A 17,952-nucleotide genomic window follows, 5' to 3' on the forward strand; every position below is an offset into this window, starting at 1 on the left:
ATCTTATGAAAGTCATAATTGCTTCAGATCATGGCGGAATAAACATTCGTAAAGAGATTATAAATCTGCTAGGTGAAATGTCCATAATATATGAAGATCTAGGCTGTGAATGCAGCAGTTCAGTCGATTATCCGGACTATGCGATTCCAGTTGCCAAAAGAGTAGCAAATGGAGAAGCCGATTTTGGAATTTTAATCTGCGGTACGGGAATTGGCATGAGTATTGCCGCTAACAAAGTAAAAGGAATTCGTTGCGCACTCGTTCATGACGTTTTTTCAGCTAAAATGACGCGTGAACATAACGATACGAACATTTTAGCTATGGGGGAACGAGTAATTGGACCAGGTTTAGCTCGCGAAATTACGAAGACTTGGTTAACAACCCAATTTGTCGGGGGCCGTCATGAAAATCGCATCTGTAAAATTACAGAATACGAAAATGTATCAGAATCTTCTCTTGAAAGAAAATAAAGACAGAAAAGGCAAGAATCAATTTGATTCTTGCCTCTTCCTATTATTTCACTTACTGATATGATGATTATATATCCTATCAGAATAGCGAAACTAACCATTCCAATTCTCATACCAGTTAACCTTCCGTAAAAGCAGCTTATTATGACAACACTGAGACTAATTATTTTTGCAATTAAAATAGATATAATAAAATATGCCTGATTTATTCTTGGGAGTTAAAGAAGTTTGTTTGCTGATGAAGAAATCTGTACGGTTAGTATCTATATATAGGAGGAAGCGAATATGCAGGATAAAACGATTATAACAAAAGTTATGGCTTACATAACTAGGTTTAATGGTCATCATACAGAGTTATTAGTTTACAAACACAAAGATTATCGAGAAGCAGGAGTTCAAGTTCCAGCAGGTACTGTAGAACAGGGAGAAACAATTGAAGAAGCTTTATATAGGGAGGTCAAAGAAGAATCTGGATTAATGGAGTTTTTATCAGTAACAAAATTGACAACATATGTTTATCATCATGAAGGTAAAAGTCAGTATCATGAACGACATGTTTTTCATTTAGCAGTTAGCGAAGAAGTTCCAGAACACTGGGAATATGAGGTTAATTCTGAAGGTGAAGATGCAGGACTAATCTTTTCGTATTATTGGGTTCCTATTCAAGCTGTTCCCAAACTAGCTGTAAATCAAGATGATTGCATTAATCAGTTACTTTTATAGTTCTAAATTTATTAATAAGAGAAATATGCAGGTATCAAAGGGAATAAAAGTAATTTTATATTACATAAAACCGTCCAGATATATAGCAAAGGAGAATAGGAAACATGCTTAATCAATTAAAGCTGTGGGCTAAAAAGTTAAAAAAGCAGCTATTTATCTTATACTTAGCTTATAAAGATGAACGAGTATCTTGGTATACCAAAGTATTTACTGCTTGTGTTGTTGCATATGCCTTCAGTCCAATCGATTTAATTCCTGATTTTATACCGGTTTTAGGCTATATTGACGATATAATCATTGTTCCTTTAGGAATTATGCTTGCTTTGAAGATGCTACCTACAAGTATTATAGAGGACTGCGCAATAAAAGCAGAAGAGCTCATTCAAAATGAACGACCTAAAAATTGGGTTGCGGGTTCAATTATTATCATAGTATGGCTACTTATTTTTACTTGGAGCTGTTTTACTGTTTTTAAATTATTAAATTGAATGAACTCTTATCAAGAAAAAATATATTAGGTTTACTATCGATCGTTATGATACAAAATGGTAAATGATATATATAATTGAAAGGAGTACATTAGAGCAAATGCAGCAAATTGATATCCAAGAAAAAAAGATAGACAGAGCTCTCTTTCAATTTGTTTTCCCTTTTTCCTTAAAGCAAGGAACAGAATCTACTATCTCCTCTTTTTTAAAAAAGAGCGGATTTAAGCTATTTCAGTTAAATCAACTAGAAGACGAATGTGCATATTACGGCGATTTTAAAGTCTCACATCGTGATATGGAGGCGTATTATTTGTCTTTCACTAATAAGATACTCTTTCCACATTCAGAAAAAGAAAAAGGCCTTCATAGATATTCAAAACCTTTAAATATAAGAGGTAAGCTAATTACAGATACAGAGTGCATTCCTTTTCAAATACACTCTGTTGATTTAACTACATGTCCTTATGAACTTGGGTTTTTAACCATTCGAACTGAGTTGAAACCCTTTACGTCTATGTCATTGTCTCATTCTTTAGAATTCGCAGATCGCTTTCGCGTATTAGAACCACGAACACGAAAAGATAGCAGTACAAAAATTGAATGCGATGGCAAGATATACAAGGGAGCAGGGGAATTTGTATTTAACAACCTCTTTGAGGGGCTCTCCCGCTTTTTTGAAGGTGATTCAAAGGAAAATTCTTATTTTGAAACCTTTTCTTTTTTTGAAGATGAAAGAATGTATGTCCAATCTTTAGTGGCGTTAGAGAAAAATGAAAAAATCGATGTAGTTGATGTTTATCGAATGGGAAGTCTTTGCGGCTTAACTGTAGAGGGGAAGCCATATGTTCATGCTAATAACCTGCCTTACATTCAAGAATATTTACAAAAACATGCTTATCAGCGCTGGGCTCCTAGCACTTATTTTCTGATAGAAGAACATATTTTTACTTGTATAACGATTCAAGATGAACGTACAACTCCTGATCTAGCTAATCAGTTTTATGGAGAATTTTACTACGGGCTTGTATTAAATCTTTTTCACAAGATCGTTTTATTAAAATTAGCTAATACCTATACAGAGCTAAATATTGAAAAAGACGTGAAAGAAATGGAAAAATTAATTTATTCCATTAATTCGTTTACCGCCAATTATTTTTCGCTTGAAATAGTATCTCAGTCCCGAAGCCGTGATATTTTCTATCTTCTTAGGAAAAATTTCAATATTGAGTTGTTATATAAGGAAGCTAAACAATCTCTAGAGAGTTTATTTAGATACCAGGAAAACGTTAACGCGAAAAAAGACAGCCTGTTATTGCTGATTTTGACTCTTTATTCCGTAGTAGGTCAAATGCTTGGAATGGGGCTTGTAGTAAATGATTTTATCGGAAAAATCACATGGAGAAATATACTTGCGTACAATCCTGTAGAATATTTTGCATTAATCCTGGCAGCTAGCGGTGTCATAATTTCTCTGATACTAGGTATACAAAGTTTATATCAATGGATAATTGACCAAAGAAATCGAAAAAAATGGGTGAAACAAACTGTATTATCTTCAACAAAGGAATGAGAGCAGTCCTTTATTTCCTCCATATTTATCTTAAAACAGAAACAACGATCGTATAGCCCATAATTGATAACCATAGGTATCAATTATGGGCTAATTTATCTCTATGCCTTTTTAAAAAATGTTCAGCTATATCGCTTTACAATTAAAAATAAATGTTGAAATTGAGCTAATTATCCGTTTTTTTAGTGTGTTTTTTTACTATCCATTTCTTATAGATGTAGTGTAAGAGGAAGCCTCTGTACTGATTTATAATATAGTAACTAACAATATAGAGTATACTTCCAAACAAAAAGCTATTAAGAAACATTCCCGTTAAAAAATTCTTTCCTACTTTCGCTCCTAGTTCTAGTCGATTGTCCAAATTTTCATCTGCACTTTGAAATAAAGTTTGATCAAGGTCGATTGGAAATATATATCCTCCCACTACTGTATTCAAGTAAAACATCAACGGAAAGGCCCACATAAAAAACATTCCACCAATGAGACCTGCTATGCTGTTTCCTTTACATAATTTAGCTAAACCTACGGATATTATAAGGCCCAATCCAAAGGTAGGAACAAAGTTCACAACAGAACCTAGACTAAAACCTAGCGCAACTTTATGTGAATGATCTTTTAATCTTAATAGTTTAATAAGTAAGTATTTAAACCGGCGCTTCAAAAATACTAATTTGCTCATATTATTCCTCCTATCTCTTCGCGCTGGCATCCTATCTTTCCTTTTGGTGTCCACCATTACAGAAAGGTGTTTTATTGTATTTAAGATTTAGCGTCACATAATTAAAAAGAAAAATGAGATTCAAGAACAACAGGTTTAACCATTATAAGTATATTTATACTTTATATGACAAAACAAATAATTACCTCCTAATAAATCAAGTGATTTTTGAAAATGTCACAAAAAATTCATAAATAGGTTGTTTCTTTTCTCTTTCTCCCTGCTAAAATTTTATAGTCAAGAACAAGAAAAATATAACATCGGGGGATATACTTAGTGAAAAAGATAATTTCTTCATTAGCTCTATGCTCGTCATTGATTGTTTTACCAACAATAAGCCAGGCAGCTTTAGGAGACAAGCTATTAAAAGAAGGTATGACAGATCCAGACGTAAAAGAATTACAGGATGTTTTAAGACAGAAGGGGATATTTTCAGCTACTTCGACTGGCTATTTTGGTTCAATTACAAAAGATTCAGTTTTAAGCTTTCAGCGTTCTCATAGTTTAACCGCTGATGGAATTGTAGGATCTAATACATATCAAGCGTTAATAGGTAATTCAACAAGTACGGTTACAAACGGTACACTTTTAAAATATGGAATGACTAGTAATGAAGTTGAAAAAGTACAGCAACTGTTAAAGGACAAAGGTTACTTTAACGCCACACCAACAGGATATTTTGGTACAGTTACTCAAACTGCGGTTATGAATTTCCAACGGGATCATGGCTTAGCCGTGGATGGAATAGTAGGTCCGGCTACTTTAAATGCCTTAAATAACGCATCTAGCAGCTCCACTGGTTCTTCAACTGTCAATAGTTCAACGCAAGCGACAGCTAGTGATATTGTTGCTTATTCCAAAAAATTCATAGGCGTACCATATGTTTGGGGAGGAACGTCTCCGAGTGGTTTCGATTGCAGTGGTTTCATTTATTATGTATTTAAAAATGGAGGTGGAGTAACTGTACCGCGAACAGTAGCTACCTTGTATCAGTCAGGAAAAAATACATCTATTCCAAATGTAGGAGATATTGTGTTCTTTGATACTACTGGAGGTCCTTCACATGCTGGAATTTATATTGGAAACGGGCAGTTTATTCATGCTGGAAGTTCAACTGGTGTAACTATTGCATCGTTAAGCAATTCTTACTGGGCACCTCGTTATTTAGGAAGTAAGTCTGTCTTCTAATAAACTACAAAGCACTAGTTACCAAGAACGAGAAGGCTAAGATCAAGGTTAAGAATTAAAATTTTTTTGGAGATTACCTTTTTATTTTTATGAATATTGAGCTTTATGATACGATATGAAGTGAACTTTTTAAATGAGGGTCTATATGCAAAAAATTAAAGGTAAAAGGATAAAAATTAGTATATTTATGCTGGGATTAGGGATTATTTTTTTTCTGTTTGCCGGGAAAGAGCTTGTGGTAAACGAAAAGCCGGTAAAATCTGATGTGATTATTGTGTTAAGTGGTGATAATGATCGACTGGAGAAAGGAATTGAATTATATAAAAAAGGCTATGCGGCTCATTTAATCCTTTCGAATGGTCAAGAGAATAATTTTTATCATCAAGCCAAGGAATCAGGGATACCTGAGGATTCAATTATATTAGAAAATCACGCTACAAGTACTACGGAAAACGCTAAATTCACAAAAAGGCTAATGATGAACTATCATTTTCAATCCGCTATCGTTGTTTCTTCCAACTATCATATGAAAAGGGCAGAAAAAAACTTTAATAAAGAATTTAAGGATACCCAAATACAATTAACCTATTGTTCTAGTGGAAGTCGCTATTATAATCCACAGAGGTGGTGGGAAACTGCTTTAAATAGAAAAGTTACCTACACAGAATACGTCAAGCTTATTGGCAATTATTTTGGTTTTAGCGGAAAGAAATCTAAAGAATTATTAAGAGAATTTATCTAACAAAATCGTATAAAAAGTCCATAGGGGATGCCTCTATGGACTTTTTGCTATTTAAAACTACGAGTAGTTGAACGTAATCTTGTAAGCTCATATGAAACGGAATGATAATGGATTACTTGTTTAACATAAAGGAAAGCACGGTGCCCCATATAAAGATTACTAAATAGAATAATCTTTGCAGCAGACCGGTAGGCATAGGAACAAAAAATACAAGCATGATGAGTATGAGGATGACTAGTAAGGAGACTAAACAGCCATAAGTCCAATACTTGCCGCTGGTTAAAGAGGATGCATATATCCAAAGACCAGCTAAAACAGTGATCATGCCAAGTTGAGCGAATATTGAATGCCAAAATAAATTTATATCAGCCGGTATAAGGCCTGAAACAATGTTACCTAAAGCTAATATAAGAATAAAAGCTGTTGCTAGTTGGGTTATTTTTGTTTTCTTTAGGTTTTGTGAAATGTACAGAACACCAATTGAAAGTGTTAATCCGTTTATAATAAACAATACGTTCATCCAGAAATGGTCAGGAGAGCAAATTTCATGAGGTGCAATTGAATAGGTGTAGGTTCCACAAGAAGTTACGCCAAGATCACTCATTGCGTGATTTAAAACACTGTAGGGAGCAGTTGAAGTCAAAATAAAGAAAGGTTCAACTAAAAAATACAAGCAAGTAGCAAACCAGCTTAAAATGCCAACCTTTTTTGATATATACAGAATCATCACCTCTTAAAAAGCGTTATATACGAATTGTATATCCAAATAATGTTAAACAGAGTGGTCTTGAAGCCTATTTTTATGTAGGGCTTGAGGTTGATGTGAGGAGGGAGGACAAAGTGTTTAAACTTAGAGATGCTTATAGTAGGTTAAGAATAGAAGGACCTCTTTACTAATTTTTTGTAGGAGTAAAGAGGTCCAAAAGCGTCTTAATTAGAAATGAATAGATGCTGATTATGCACCCATACGTAAAGTTAATGTATTCTAAACGCGGTGAAATTCAGGACGTTTTCTCTAGAATTTTATAATCTGATGTTTTTTGAATATCTACATCATATTCATGTGCAAATCTTTCTAATTCCTTAAAAACATTTGGTGGATTAAATAATGCTATTCGCATATTCCACCCGTTTTCTACTTTTACTACTGCTAATTTTGTTTTCCAACTTAACCGTTTAAATACAATTTTTTTAATGTCCGTTGGTTTAACTGTTTTTGCATATACTTTAAACCATAATATATATGTTCTATAGGTTAAAGTATCTTTGTCTATCTGAAATTCATATCTGAGGAAAAGGGAAAGAAACGAACAAAGGATAGCAAAAAGAAGTAAAAAATCAAGTGCTTTATATTGAACTGCTTGAATGAGTAATAAATTATTTAAAAGTAATAAAGGAAAAACAATAGTTTTTTGAGCAGTAGCTTTAAATAACATAGAATCTCCTTTCTTTAGTAAATAAGCCAACTGGTTTTTTCTATGATATTATTTAAGTGTTAATTTAGATTAGATTTATATTAGGAGGTTTTTTACATGTATAACACCATTTCAGATTTTATCAAAGAATGGAACAGCGAAGCCACGCTAACTCAAAAAGTTTTGGATAGCTTGACAGATGATTCGTTGAAACAACAAGTTTACCCTGAAGGACGTACGTTAGGAAGAATCGCTTGGCATTTTACAACAAATATTCCAGATTACCTAACTGAGTTTGGATTAAGTATAGACAGGATAGAAAGTACAGCAAGCGTTCCATCTTCTGCCCAGGAAATCGCTATAACCTTCAAAAATGTAAGTTCTCACGCTGCTAAAATTATTGAACAGCAATGGACAGATGAATCTTTAGAACATACGCAAGAAGCGTTTGGTAGAAAGCAATCAAATGCGGCAATCTTAATGGGACTAATCAAGCATATTGTTCATCACCGAGGTCAAATTACAGTTCTTATGCGTCAAGCAGGCCTAAAACCTGCTGGAGTTTATGGACCTCCAAAAGAAGATTGGGTTCATTTAGGTGTGGAAAACCCACCGCTTTAATAATATCAGGTAAATAAAAAAGAGGCTGTCCACAGAAAATACTATAAAATTATTTTCCAGGCAGCCTTTACGTAAAACCTAATTAATCAGTTAGTACTTACTTTGAAAAAGCTTTTGAGTAATGCACAACACCTTGCATATTTTTTAATAATCCTCTGTTAACTCTAAGGCCATAAAGAATTCTTCAGGCACGTCAAAATATTCTTTCTTATCGCTGTATTCTTCATTTAAAAAAGCGCTTTTCACAACTTCTTCAGTTTTATTATATTCTTCAGTGAGTTCTTGTTTAATTAAGATATCCATAATTAGTATGTATATATTTTATAGTGTTATATTTTATGAGTCCACCTTTAATACATAATATTTGTAAATTATTTATGGTAAAATATACTATATATGTTAAATTAGAGTGTGTAAAGAAGGGGTAATATCTGATGTTGCACGTATTATTTATATGTTTAGTAAGCTGCTTCATTATTTATATTGGGAAACGTGTATGGAAAAAAGGTAATACTAATTTCATTGCTGGGTATGGAAAGATATTTACACCTAAGGATGAAAAACAGCTCGCTAAAGGAATTGGCCTTATTATTATGTTATTTGGCTTTGAATCTATAATATTTTCTATTCTCTCTTTGTTTTTTGAAGGGCTTGGCTTTTATTATGGATTGCTGATTGCATTAAACTTCTTCTCTATATTTGGACTTATGATAAAGGATCAGGTGCAGGGAAAATCCTAAGGGGGAGAAAAAGATTAATAAAAATATTCGGCTTATGATTGGTTTAATCAGCACTATTATCCTGTGTTTTTATGGAGTAAGAGGTTTATTCATACATGAAACAATACCGTTTTCTTCTTATCTCTTTGCGGTAGGTGGAGCTATTTCCACCATTGCTCTTATCTGGGAATTAAAAAAGAAGGATGCAGCTTAAATTGAAAGGAGTCATGATGTGAAAAGACGATAATATGTTTAACACAAAGCTTTCAAGCGATACGTATGGAAATTATGAATGTACGGAGATGGCTGATCAAACAAAGTATGACTCTAAGAAATATTTTAGAGCCTTTGGTAAAACACAAAATGAGGATTTTGTTTATGCTATTAAAGGTGATCCTAAGCATAAACAAGCGTTGCTAATTGAAAACACGGAGATGCCTATGTGGTTTTTATATTCTCGTCAATAAAGACGCTAAAGTGTCTACAAAATCCATTATGTTAATTAAAGAGGGTGTATTATTTTTCTCTTGAAATATAGTTGGAATAAAGAAGGGGCTGCGTTATGAAAAAGTTCTCTCTTAGTTTATTTATTGCTTTTCTAGTATTTATAATTTCTGCTTGTTCAAATACAGAGTATGTAAACAATGTCGAGCACTTAAAATTACAAAAAACAGAGGTAAGGCTAACAGATGATAAAAAAATCGTTGGGGAGATGATAGTACCTGATAAAAAGAATAAAAGTAAACGTATCGTTCCAACCGAGTTATACTATACATTCACGATTGAAAACACGTCCAATAATATTATGGCTCTCTCTGATCTTGATAAAACAAAACTTCGCATAGAACCAGATAAGGAGTTAGTATCAGCTGTAAAAGAAGCAATTGGTTCAAATATTTATGATATGGATAACAGTAAGTTAGGGTTTGGTATGAGTATAGGAGAGATCCCATCTAAAGGAACCAGTAAATTTACTCTTAATTATACCTTAGGAGCAAAACAAAAAAATAATGAATTACCTCTTTTGCCAACTGAAGAAAAACTAAAAAAGTTACAAGCTAATGCGTTAAAGGGTACACTCATTATCTCCCAAGATGGAAAGGATATTGCCAAATTCAGATTAGATTCAAGTCAATAAACATGATTTTAAATTTAAATAGGCTAATAGCTCGCTAACTCTGACGATATACAGAGTTAGCGGACTATTGTTTTTATATTTAAGCGCTTGTAGGTGGATTTATTTTATATAGCCTTTTTAACCAAAAATAAAATTGATTAGCCTTACTTATTTAGTTATGATAAGCGCTCGAATAATTTCATTCCAATAGTATTTGAAGTTTTTTTCACTTGTATCTTTTTGTGTTAAACTGATTGATTCCTTTTTATTCTCTTTTCTTGTAGTCATTATGATTTCCCCTTATCTCTTTATATTTAGTATGTTGTGGTTTGATTTACCATATTTTATAATGAAATTAACAATCGTTACAGATGAACATTACGATTGAATCAATCGTAATATCCGATTACACAGAGGTGAGGACAATCGAAATAAAACAACTAATTACATTTAAAACAGCTGCAGAAAATTTAAATTTTACATATACAGCTAAAATTTTGAACTTTGCTCAATCAAGCGTTACCGCTCAAATAAAAGCTCTTGAGAATGAACTTGAAACGCCTTTATTTGAACGTTTAGGGAAGCGCTTGGTTTTAACAGAGGCAGGTAGAGAATTTAAAAGATACGCTGATAAAATGATTCAATTGACTAAGGAAGCAAAAAACGCTGTAAGTGGAGTGGAGGAGCCTGCGGGTACACTTATTATTGGATCTTCTGAAAGCCAGTGCACGTATAGGTTACCTCCAATATTAAAAGAGTTTAAGGATCAATTTCCAAAGGTTAAAATGATTTTTAAGCCCATTTACTCTCAAGCACAAACAAGAGCGCAGCTACTAGACGGCACTCTTGATATCGCCTTTACAATGGAGCCTATTCAGCATCATGATGCAAATCTACATACACAATGTCTTGTTGCAGAAGACTTAAAAATTATTGCTTCTCCTCAGCATCCTTTAGCTGATAAAGCGGATATCTACTTAGAAGAGCTTGAAAATGAGACTCTTTTGTATACTGAGTCGGGGTGTTCATACCGGGTAGTATTGGAAAACTTGTTTCGCGAGGCGGGTATTTGTACATCAACTAAATTTGAATTTGCAAGCGTGGAAGCTATTAAGCAATGCGTCATGCTAGATTTAGGTATTGCCATATTGCCCGAAGTAGTAGTAAAAGGAGAGCTTGAGAAAGGCATATTAAAAGAATTGGCTTGTACTAAAGTTGATACGCCTCTTTATACACAAATGTTTTGGCATAAAGATAAATTTATGTCTCTTCCTTTACAATCTTTTATTCAATTGGCTTGCAGTACTTTTGGTTTAAATTATATAGGTATCGAAAGTAAAAAACTCTAGGTGCATTATGCTGACTAAAGAATTAAACAGGATCCATAAAATAATCTAATATCTTTCCCAATAAGATAAGAGGTGAAGGAAATCTTCATTCCTTCACTAATATATAGATGAACCTTAATAAACTAGATTTTAATTGGTGAAATCTGAGTTAGGAGTTGATCTGATTTGGAAATGAGAGTAAATCAAATCGAACTAAATGGTTTAACATTTCAATATCGAGAGGCGGGTGAAGCTTCGGCACCCGCCATTATTGCACTTCACGCTTTGGGAATGAGTGCAGAGTCTTGGGATGAAGTAGCAGCTGTATTAGGGAAGGAATATTGGTTTTTAGCTTTAGATCAGCGAGGACACGGTGGAAGTGAGAGAACCGGCACCTATACGTTTGAACTTATGTGCGATGACTTACTTCAGTTTGTAAATGCGATGAATTTGGAGAGCTTTACGTTGATTGGGCATTCTATGGGTGGTACGGTGTCCTATCTTTTTTCTGAAACATTTCCAGAAAGGGTAGATCAATTGATTGTTGAAGACACTCCTCCACCTTTTACAGGAGAAAAGTTTGAAACTCCTGCCAAACCGCCTGGTTCTTTACCGTTTGACTGGGAGGTTGTACCTTCAATTCTTCAACAGTTAAACAACCCCAATCCTAAATGGTGGGGAAGTCTTACAGAGATAATTGCACCTACTCTCATCATAGGAGGAGGATCCAGCCATATTCCTCAAGATAAATTGCAGGAAGTTTCTAAGCGCATTCCAAATTGTAAATTAGTAACGATAGAAGGGGCTGGACATGAGGTGCATGTAGGAAACTTATCCGCTTTTTTAACTGCTGTGAAAAGCTTCCTTGCTTCGTGACTTTCTGGATCTTTTATTTAATTTGAAAGACTGTTTAAGTAAATAGCATTTTTAAAAGTTATTAAACTTTTATAGAAAGGGAGACTATACGTTAGTCTCCCTTTTAATCTGTACATATGTTAATATATATCTTATATGTAATAAAATTCATAATTAAATAATTTTTATGGAAGATAAATAAATGCCTTTTAATAGCTATAGGGAATGCTATAACTCATTAAATGAGCATTTTTGAAAGGAGAAGAGTTTCTTGTTGAAATTTATAGAAAAAGGTTTTTTCTATGGCCTTATTTTAGGAGGATCAATGGGTTTCTTTGTAATCCCATATAAAGAAGTTGAATCAGTCGGTGATGGTGCAACAGAAACAACTTATTTAAACCTTAGTGATTTTATTATTCATTTAATTCCTTTTAGTGTAGTTATAGCTGTAGTCGGAGCGGTAATAGGTTTCTTTCTTTATAGAAAAAAGAGTTTGGAGTGATTCATCCAAGCTCTTTTTCTACCGATGATTAAGTACATTATAGTAACTGATAACTAAATGGGCCATATAAACATGTACCTAGTTCAGTGAGGACCAAATTGGAAAAACGTTTTAGTCAATATTCACTGTGGTTATCGTTGCTTGGAATGGTTGTTGGTGTTGGACAATATTTCACACCCATACATAGATCCAAAATTTTGTATGTATTACTGTTTACTTAATAGGATTCTCATTTGGAATAATAGCTTTTGGAAAACAAGAAAAAGGGCTAATGAAATATTTTAGTTTAATCTCTTTTGTAGTAATTCCAATATTTATTATGGCGGGCTTTTTATTTTTTGCAATGAATTTTGGCGACAAATAAAAGAAGGTAGTGATATTAAATAGCTTTATGTTAAAATTTGTATATAAGATGTAAAAACACAATTCGCTTGGTAGTCCGGATGCATTAATATATTAATGTCAGTGACCTTCCCCTCCTCGGGATGTCCATCATTTCATAGTATGTTTAGAGGAGGGAATCGTTATGTCACTAACGATTTACCATGATGGTCAGTTTTGGATAGGAATTATTGAAGTTGTAGAAGGCGGTAAGTTAAAAGCATTTCGTTATGTATTTGGAGCAGAACCAAAAGATACAGAGATATTAGACTTTATTAATTACAGATTGCTAGAGGTGATCAATCAATCAGTTCATGCAGGTCTTGATGTAAAAATAAAATCTAATAAAAAGGTAAATCCAAAACGCTTACAGCGCCAAGTAGCAAAAGAGATAAATAATGTTGGTATTTCGACTAAAGCTCAAGAAGCCGTGAAGAAGGAGTACGAAGAAAAGAAAAAAAGTAGAAAAAAGAAAGCTAAACAATATCGTGAAGAGCTGAAGGAACAAAAGTATTTTATAAAAAAACAAAAGGCAAAAGCCAAGCACAAAGGCAAATAGAAAACAAATAAAGAGCCTTGCATAAGGCTCTTTATTTGTTATTATTTTTTTATGATAGGAACATTCTTAAAGAATTGTTGTCGAATAGCTGCCGATTTAGCTGTTTTATTTATCTTTTCTTTATTATAATCTATAAATTGCTGTGCTTTTTCTTTATCAAATAACTTATTGCTATCTGGTAAAGTTTGAATGTTTTTGGAAATGAATTGTTTCATTTCTTGCCTAGATACTGAGAATTTCTGATCATCTATTTTAAAACTGTACCCTCCAGCATTAGGTATTAGTATCGTTAAATAAATAGCATTATCCAGTTTATTTTTAGGAGCTAATCCCTACAATTGATTGGATAATTTGTTCCCAGTCCTCGCTGTGAACTTCATGTCCTGTACCTTCAAGAGCTATTAATTTAGCATGAGAAATAGCTTTTGCAAGAGCAAGCCCATGTTCATACGGCAGTGCGGGGTCTTTTGTTCCATGAATGATCAGCGTAGGTATGTTAATTTCACTCAGCCTGTCATAATATTGTCCGCCTCCTTGAAGCAAAGCATGATTAAATCTACTCGGCAGCTGTTTAGCACGGGCAGCTTCTCTTTCTGCTAGCTTATACATTCTTTCCTCTTCATAAGGTTTTGTCCCACTTAAAATTTCCCATCCACCTGCAAGGTAGGGAACGGTTTCCTCTTGATTTGACCAGTCTATGGAAGTGCTCTTTGTGTGGTAATCAAGTATCTGCTGATCCATTGGGGGCAATTTTTCCGCCTCCGTTCCAAATACGCTTGATGCAATTAAAGTAAGGGAGTCTATGCGATCCGGATATCTAAGAGCAAGAATCTGACCTATCATTCCGCCCAAAGACATTCCAACAATATGAGCTTTTTCTATAGAATAAGCGTCTAAAACACCAATTGCGTCATCAGCCATATCCGTTATTGTATAGTTAGAAGTACCGGGTGGATAAGTGGTAGATCGCCCTAAATCACGATGGTCGTAACGAATAACAAATCTCTCCCGTTCGGCAAGACGAAGACAGAAGTCTTCATCCCACCAATCTAACGAAGACATTGCTCCCATTATTAGCAGTACAGCCGGGTTGTTAGGGTTTCCAAAACTTTCTGTACAAATTTCCACTTTGTTAATTTTCAGTATCTGTTCATTCATTGGTGTACCTCCTTTTAAATGTTAGAGAAATGAAAAGCAGCCCTTTATTAAGTTCTCTAAAATAAGGATATTTCCTTTTGAAATTTTATTTAGGAAATCCATTATTCTGTCTACCTCTTTACCTTTTTACTAAAAAGTAAAATATAACGTTCTTGAAAATGTAACTAAGAAAAGAGCCTAAACTTGTTGGAGACTAGGGGGGATACAGCTTTTACTGTTTGTAACATGTTGATAAGGCAGGAAAGTTGAATGCATGTATGGAAAAATACTTATGTGAGGTGAAATAAGAATGAATGATTAATATGGAGAAAATACCTTTTAAACTTTAATTACATTTTTTCATTTATTACAACTTGATAGATTAATATACATATACAGGATTGCTGAATTCGTGTGCTATTGGTGAGCATATGAATTCAACGTTCTCATGAGGAGATGCTTTATGAAGCGGTTAATAAATAAAATTGCGGTTGTTACTGGTGCTAGTCGGGCAAAAGGTATTGGTACTGAAATATGCAGGGAATTAGCTAGAGAAGGCGCAGATATTTTTTTCACTCATTGGTCAAAGTATGATCGTTTAATGGATTATTGCAATGAAGATGATTTTAAATGGTCGAAACATCTTATGGAAGAGATTCGCAGTCTGGGAGTGCGATGTGAATCAATGGAATTGGATTTATCGCAACCCGATGCACCAAGAAAGCTGCTTGATGAAGTTCAAAACAAACTAGGTTCTCCATCAATCCTTGTAAATAACGCAACACATTCTGTGGACGTAGATTTTCGTTCTATAGATGCTGATATTCTTAATGCTCATTATAACGTGAATGTTAGAGGTACGTGTCTTTTGACTGTTGAGTTTGCACGTCTAATAGAAGGTAAGCATGGCGGTCGAATTATTAATATGGTTTCAGGTCAAGATAAGTCACCTGAGCCTGGGAATTTGGCTTATGTTGCAACGAAAGGGGCTGTTTCTACGTTTACTAAATCAGTTGCTATTGAATTAGCACCTCTTAAAATTACTGTTAATGCTGTAGATCCTGGACCAATTAACACTGGCTGGATGAGCAGTAAGTTAAAGGAAGAGTTACTGCCAAAGTTCCCGATGGGGCGACTTGGTGAGCCCCGGGATGCCGCAAAATTAGTTATCTTTTTAGCAAGTGAAGAATCAGAATGGATTACCGGACAAATTATTCACTCAGATGGAGGCTTTTGGTGATTTAACATAGTAGCGGCCTTCCACTTTTTAGCGGATTTTTGTATGAAACAAGCAGTTAAAAGGATCTTCGAATGAAGATTCTTTTTTTATTATAATGTAACGTAACATGACGATAACCTAGTTTCTACAACTTATCAGTCAGGCCCAAAGGATTGTTGATCGGCTACAAAAGAAAAAGTACGGGCTTTTCTAAATCATCAGTAGTAAAATGAGATATTTCATTTATGACGAATGCTTTATCATTTTCACTTATTGACGACAAATAGGATATATTCAGGAGGAATGTTTATATGTCAAGCTTTGAGGACGAAGAAGTGCTAACAGGAGGGAATGTCTCTAACGTTTATCGCTCGGGAGATACTGTACGACGAGAATTAAAATCAGATAGTCATAAATTTCATAAGCTATTAAAGCATTTAGAGAACAAAGGTTTTAGTTATGCACCAAAATTTTTAGGCATTGATGAAAAAGGGAGAGAGGTCTTGTCATTTATTGAAGGTGAAGCTGGTAATTATCCCTTGAAGAAATATATGTGGTCTGACGATGTTTTAATAGAAATAGGGAAAATGCTCCGTCTTTATCATGATTCAGTGAGTGATTTTTCATTTGATGATAGCTGGAAAGCAATAGATAACACTCCTAAACCATTTGAGATACTATGTCATAATGATTTTGCCATATACAACATCATTTTCAAGCACGAAAGACCAGTAGGCATCATTGATTTTGATGTTGCTGGGCCCGGTCCAAGAATTTGGGACATTGCTTATACTCTTTATACGTGCGTCCCCTTAAGTAGATTTTATCTTTCTGAAACAGGTGGGAGGATCTATTATAATTCATTGCAGCATGCTCAACATATAAACCAAAGAGTGAAATTATTCCTTGAAGCTTACGGCGAAGAAGTACAAGAAGGTTATTTGGAAATGGTATTGCTGCGATTAGAAGGGTTATGTAAAACAATTACAAGAAAAGCCAGCGAAGGCGACAGTGCGTTCCAGAAAATGATAGACGAAGGGCACCTTGAACATTATCAAAATGATATTAAATTTATTCATGAACATAGGAAAGAATGGACTTGAGGATAGGTTTTAATTGAAGAGGCAACAAACTTTCCTTGAAAGGACGTCTATAACATCTTTATGTAATGTAAATCATGAGTTTTATTTTTGGTAGAGGAGCACTTGTTATGCGGATTATTAATATTAGAGAACAGGTAGAGTACGCTGATGATTTATTCCTTATTTTCTTTTTATAGAATATTTTTAGTTGTTTCAACCAGTAAACAGGGGGTATAAGTTGATTATACAAGCGTAGTGCCCCCCAGGAACATGCATGTATATTTCTTTTTCTTACTTACCCTGTTTGAATCCTCTTTTTATGGAGGGTTCTTTTTTTGTGTTTAAAAGATATAACTTTTTAAATTATATATATCACACACTTTAATCATATATGTATTTTGTACTCAATGAATCAATGCAACAACAGTAATACAAGATGAAAGAGATTCAGTGTGTTTTTAAGTTGCAGCAACAAAAACGATCGTTATGCACTAAGAGCTAGCTTTTTATATGTGTTCTAGAAAGAGGCATTATGTTGAGTAGGAATGAATGTAAGAGAAATTGCAGAAATGCTAAGGACAGGCATGACCAAATTTTCAATTTGTAAAATATTGTTTGTGCTTTTATGCGCTTTGCTTATGCCAATTTTCGTTTTTTTCATAGTATGTACTATAAATGTATAGAGAGGTAAAGTTATGCCAGGACGTTGTAGTGGAGATCGTCGTACATCTCAATCTCGTTCTATAGTAGATAATTTTCGAAGAGGAGATAAAATTCAAGTTTTTTCTGCTGGAAGACAGCTTGATGGAAATGGTACGTTTATTCGAGCAGAAGGCGGATTTTTAGTATGGGAAGATAATTCAGGTAATAGAAATACGACTAGTTTAGAAAGTATCAGCGTTCGCAGATTAAGAAAACGTAGTTGCTAATAATTTGGACAGGCTCTGATTTTATATAAATAAAAAAAACACCTTCAAGCTGATAACTGGGTATGGAGTACCGAGCAATCACTTGGAGGTGTTTTTTCTCATAAAAAACTGGTGATTCTGTTTTGAATGTATCCAGTAGGCAGCATTTTTAAAAATTAAATATTGATAGTTGCTGCCTCACTAGTGGTA

At 34.0% G+C, this 17,952-nt stretch carries 21 protein-coding genes and 1 pseudogene; 17 read left to right on the forward strand and 5 right to left on the reverse strand.

The window, feature by feature from the left end; genetic code table 11:
* Positions 1 to 5 precede the first annotated feature (5 nt).
* The 4 genes from rpiB to JNUCC25_RS08375 all read left to right on the forward strand — a co-directional run bounded on the left by rpiB (position 6) and on the right by JNUCC25_RS08375 (position 3,251).
* The gene (gene rpiB / locus JNUCC25_RS08360) at positions 6 to 470 is read left to right on the forward strand and encodes a ribose 5-phosphate isomerase B (RefSeq protein ID WP_013056355.1); all 465 of its coding nucleotides are present in this window, start codon (positions 6 to 8) and stop codon (positions 468 to 470) included.
* Between the two features lie 285 nt (positions 471 to 755).
* Positions 756 to 1,193, forward strand: coding sequence for an NUDIX hydrolase (locus tag JNUCC25_RS08365; protein WP_029324315.1), 438 nt, complete (start codon positions 756 to 758; stop codon positions 1,191 to 1,193).
* A gap of 104 nt (positions 1,194 to 1,297) precedes the next feature.
* Complete coding sequence (locus JNUCC25_RS08370) at positions 1,298 to 1,681, forward strand: YkvA family protein (protein ID WP_013056357.1); 384 nt, start codon at positions 1,298 to 1,300, stop codon at positions 1,679 to 1,681.
* Positions 1,682 to 1,781: 100 nt separating this feature from the next.
* Positions 1,782 to 3,251, forward strand: a complete 1,470-nt coding sequence (locus JNUCC25_RS08375) for a hypothetical protein (RefSeq protein WP_035439291.1) — start codon at positions 1,782 to 1,784, stop codon at positions 3,249 to 3,251.
* A 166-nt stretch (positions 3,252 to 3,417) separates the two neighbouring features.
* Here the strand turns inward: JNUCC25_RS08375 and JNUCC25_RS08380 are convergent, their stop codons facing one another.
* On the reverse strand, positions 3,418 to 3,930 hold the full coding sequence (locus tag JNUCC25_RS08380; protein ID WP_029324317.1) for a DUF2062 domain-containing protein: 513 nt from the start codon (positions 3,928 to 3,930) through the stop codon (positions 3,418 to 3,420).
* A 315-nt stretch (positions 3,931 to 4,245) separates the two neighbouring features.
* On the opposite strand from JNUCC25_RS08380, the gene JNUCC25_RS08385 reads away from it, so the two are divergent.
* Positions 4,246 to 5,157, forward strand: a complete 912-nt coding sequence (locus JNUCC25_RS08385; RefSeq protein WP_057274689.1) for a C40 family peptidase — start codon at positions 4,246 to 4,248, stop codon at positions 5,155 to 5,157.
* A gap of 145 nt (positions 5,158 to 5,302) precedes the next feature.
* Positions 5,303 to 5,899 (forward strand): YdcF family protein, encoded by a 597-nt coding sequence (locus JNUCC25_RS08390; protein WP_013056361.1) that lies wholly within the window; start codon positions 5,303 to 5,305, stop codon positions 5,897 to 5,899.
* Positions 5,900 to 6,011: 112 nt separating this feature from the next.
* On the opposite strand, the gene JNUCC25_RS08395 is transcribed toward JNUCC25_RS08390, so the two are convergent.
* Entirely contained in the window at positions 6,012 to 6,626 is a 615-nt protein-coding gene (locus tag JNUCC25_RS08395) for a DUF998 domain-containing protein (RefSeq protein ID WP_140456721.1), read from the reverse strand.
* Positions 6,627 to 6,900: 274 nt separating this feature from the next.
* Positions 6,901 to 7,335 carry a hypothetical protein gene (locus JNUCC25_RS08400; RefSeq protein ID WP_029324321.1) on the reverse strand — a complete coding sequence of 145 codons (435 nt, stop codon included), beginning with the start codon at positions 7,333 to 7,335 and terminating at the stop codon, positions 6,901 to 6,903.
* Between the two features lie 96 nt (positions 7,336 to 7,431).
* Between JNUCC25_RS08400 and JNUCC25_RS08405 the strand changes: the two genes are divergently transcribed.
* Positions 7,432 to 7,935, forward strand: coding sequence for a DinB family protein (locus JNUCC25_RS08405; RefSeq protein ID WP_053487079.1), 504 nt, complete (start codon positions 7,432 to 7,434; stop codon positions 7,933 to 7,935).
* A 198-nt stretch (positions 7,936 to 8,133) separates the two neighbouring features.
* Here JNUCC25_RS08405 and JNUCC25_RS08410 read toward each other — a convergent pair.
* A pseudogene (locus tag JNUCC25_RS08410) lies at positions 8,134 to 8,238 on the reverse strand (GNAT family acetyltransferase); the annotation flags it as partial.
* A 131-nt stretch (positions 8,239 to 8,369) separates the two neighbouring features.
* On the opposite strand from JNUCC25_RS08410, the gene JNUCC25_RS08415 reads away from it, so the two are divergent.
* From JNUCC25_RS08415 to JNUCC25_RS08445, 7 genes are all read left to right on the forward strand, one after another.
* Complete coding sequence (locus JNUCC25_RS08415; RefSeq protein ID WP_025601743.1) at positions 8,370 to 8,675, forward strand: hypothetical protein; 306 nt, start codon at positions 8,370 to 8,372, stop codon at positions 8,673 to 8,675.
* Positions 8,676 to 8,902: 227 nt separating this feature from the next.
* A complete protein-coding gene (locus JNUCC25_RS08420; protein ID WP_143256310.1) occupies positions 8,903 to 9,121 on the forward strand; it encodes a hypothetical protein in 219 nt (72 codons plus the stop codon).
* Positions 9,122 to 9,216: 95 nt separating this feature from the next.
* Positions 9,217 to 9,792, forward strand: a complete 576-nt coding sequence (locus JNUCC25_RS08425) for a hypothetical protein (RefSeq protein WP_025601741.1) — start codon at positions 9,217 to 9,219, stop codon at positions 9,790 to 9,792.
* Between the two features lie 404 nt (positions 9,793 to 10,196).
* Positions 10,197 to 11,120: a LysR family transcriptional regulator gene (locus JNUCC25_RS08430; RefSeq protein ID WP_025601740.1), complete on the forward strand. Its 924-nt coding sequence runs from the start codon at positions 10,197 to 10,199 to the stop codon at positions 11,118 to 11,120.
* A 165-nt stretch (positions 11,121 to 11,285) separates the two neighbouring features.
* Positions 11,286 to 11,975, forward strand: coding sequence for an alpha/beta fold hydrolase (locus JNUCC25_RS08435; RefSeq protein ID WP_013056370.1), 690 nt, complete (start codon positions 11,286 to 11,288; stop codon positions 11,973 to 11,975).
* Between the two features lie 250 nt (positions 11,976 to 12,225).
* The gene (locus tag JNUCC25_RS08440; protein WP_063671160.1) at positions 12,226 to 12,456 is read left to right on the forward strand and encodes a hypothetical protein; all 231 of its coding nucleotides are present in this window, start codon (positions 12,226 to 12,228) and stop codon (positions 12,454 to 12,456) included.
* A gap of 526 nt (positions 12,457 to 12,982) precedes the next feature.
* A complete protein-coding gene (locus tag JNUCC25_RS08445; protein ID WP_098322036.1) occupies positions 12,983 to 13,396 on the forward strand; it encodes a YjdF family protein in 414 nt (137 codons plus the stop codon).
* A gap of 318 nt (positions 13,397 to 13,714) precedes the next feature.
* Here the strand turns inward: JNUCC25_RS08445 and JNUCC25_RS08450 are convergent, their stop codons facing one another.
* Positions 13,715 to 14,554 carry an alpha/beta fold hydrolase gene (locus JNUCC25_RS08450; protein WP_098526663.1) on the reverse strand — a complete coding sequence of 280 codons (840 nt, stop codon included), beginning with the start codon at positions 14,552 to 14,554 and terminating at the stop codon, positions 13,715 to 13,717.
* A gap of 442 nt (positions 14,555 to 14,996) precedes the next feature.
* Here JNUCC25_RS08450 and JNUCC25_RS08455 point away from each other — a divergent pair, with 442 nt between their 5' ends.
* From JNUCC25_RS08455 to JNUCC25_RS08465, 3 genes are all read left to right on the forward strand, one after another.
* The gene (locus JNUCC25_RS08455) at positions 14,997 to 15,773 is read left to right on the forward strand and encodes an SDR family oxidoreductase (protein ID WP_140457068.1); all 777 of its coding nucleotides are present in this window, start codon (positions 14,997 to 14,999) and stop codon (positions 15,771 to 15,773) included.
* 290 nt (positions 15,774 to 16,063) lie between these two features.
* Entirely contained in the window at positions 16,064 to 16,855 is a 792-nt protein-coding gene (locus JNUCC25_RS08460) for a phosphotransferase enzyme family protein (protein ID WP_029324334.1), read from the forward strand.
* 674 nt (positions 16,856 to 17,529) lie between these two features.
* Positions 17,530 to 17,763, forward strand: coding sequence for a hypothetical protein (locus JNUCC25_RS08465; protein ID WP_140456722.1), 234 nt, complete (start codon positions 17,530 to 17,532; stop codon positions 17,761 to 17,763).
* Positions 17,764 to 17,952: the final 189 nt, after the last annotated feature.

Source organism: Priestia sp. JNUCC 25 (genome assembly GCF_053667915.1).

Coding starts and splice junctions, on each gene's coding strand:
- JNUCC25_RS08405 (WP_053487079.1), top strand. CDS start 7,432: ATGTATAACACCATTTCAGATTTTATCAAAGAATGGAACAGCGAAGCC.
- JNUCC25_RS08455 (WP_140457068.1), top strand. CDS start 14,997: ATGAAGCGGTTAATAAATAAAATTGCGGTTGTTACTGGTGCTAGTCGG.
- JNUCC25_RS08415 (WP_025601743.1), top strand. CDS start 8,370: ATGTTGCACGTATTATTTATATGTTTAGTAAGCTGCTTCATTATTTAT.
- JNUCC25_RS08425 (WP_025601741.1), top strand. CDS start 9,217: ATGAAAAAGTTCTCTCTTAGTTTATTTATTGCTTTTCTAGTATTTATA.
- rpiB (WP_013056355.1), top strand. CDS start 6: ATGAAAGTCATAATTGCTTCAGATCATGGCGGAATAAACATTCGTAAA.
- JNUCC25_RS08445 (WP_098322036.1), top strand. CDS start 12,983: ATGTCACTAACGATTTACCATGATGGTCAGTTTTGGATAGGAATTATT.
- JNUCC25_RS08365 (WP_029324315.1), top strand. CDS start 756: ATGCAGGATAAAACGATTATAACAAAAGTTATGGCTTACATAACTAGG.
- JNUCC25_RS08395 (WP_140456721.1), bottom strand. CDS start 6,626: ATGATTCTGTATATATCAAAAAAGGTTGGCATTTTAAGCTGGTTTGCT.
- JNUCC25_RS08400 (WP_029324321.1), bottom strand. CDS start 7,335: ATGTTATTTAAAGCTACTGCTCAAAAAACTATTGTTTTTCCTTTATTA.
- JNUCC25_RS08390 (WP_013056361.1), top strand. CDS start 5,303: ATGCAAAAAATTAAAGGTAAAAGGATAAAAATTAGTATATTTATGCTG.
- JNUCC25_RS08420 (WP_143256310.1), top strand. CDS start 8,903: ATGTTTAACACAAAGCTTTCAAGCGATACGTATGGAAATTATGAATGT.
- JNUCC25_RS08380 (WP_029324317.1), bottom strand. CDS start 3,930: ATGAGCAAATTAGTATTTTTGAAGCGCCGGTTTAAATACTTACTTATT.
- JNUCC25_RS08370 (WP_013056357.1), top strand. CDS start 1,298: ATGCTTAATCAATTAAAGCTGTGGGCTAAAAAGTTAAAAAAGCAGCTA.
- JNUCC25_RS08465 (WP_140456722.1), top strand. CDS start 17,530: ATGCCAGGACGTTGTAGTGGAGATCGTCGTACATCTCAATCTCGTTCT.
- JNUCC25_RS08450 (WP_098526663.1), bottom strand. CDS start 14,554: ATGAATGAACAGATACTGAAAATTAACAAAGTGGAAATTTGTACAGAA.
- JNUCC25_RS08460 (WP_029324334.1), top strand. CDS start 16,064: ATGTCAAGCTTTGAGGACGAAGAAGTGCTAACAGGAGGGAATGTCTCT.
- JNUCC25_RS08375 (WP_035439291.1), top strand. CDS start 1,782: ATGCAGCAAATTGATATCCAAGAAAAAAAGATAGACAGAGCTCTCTTT.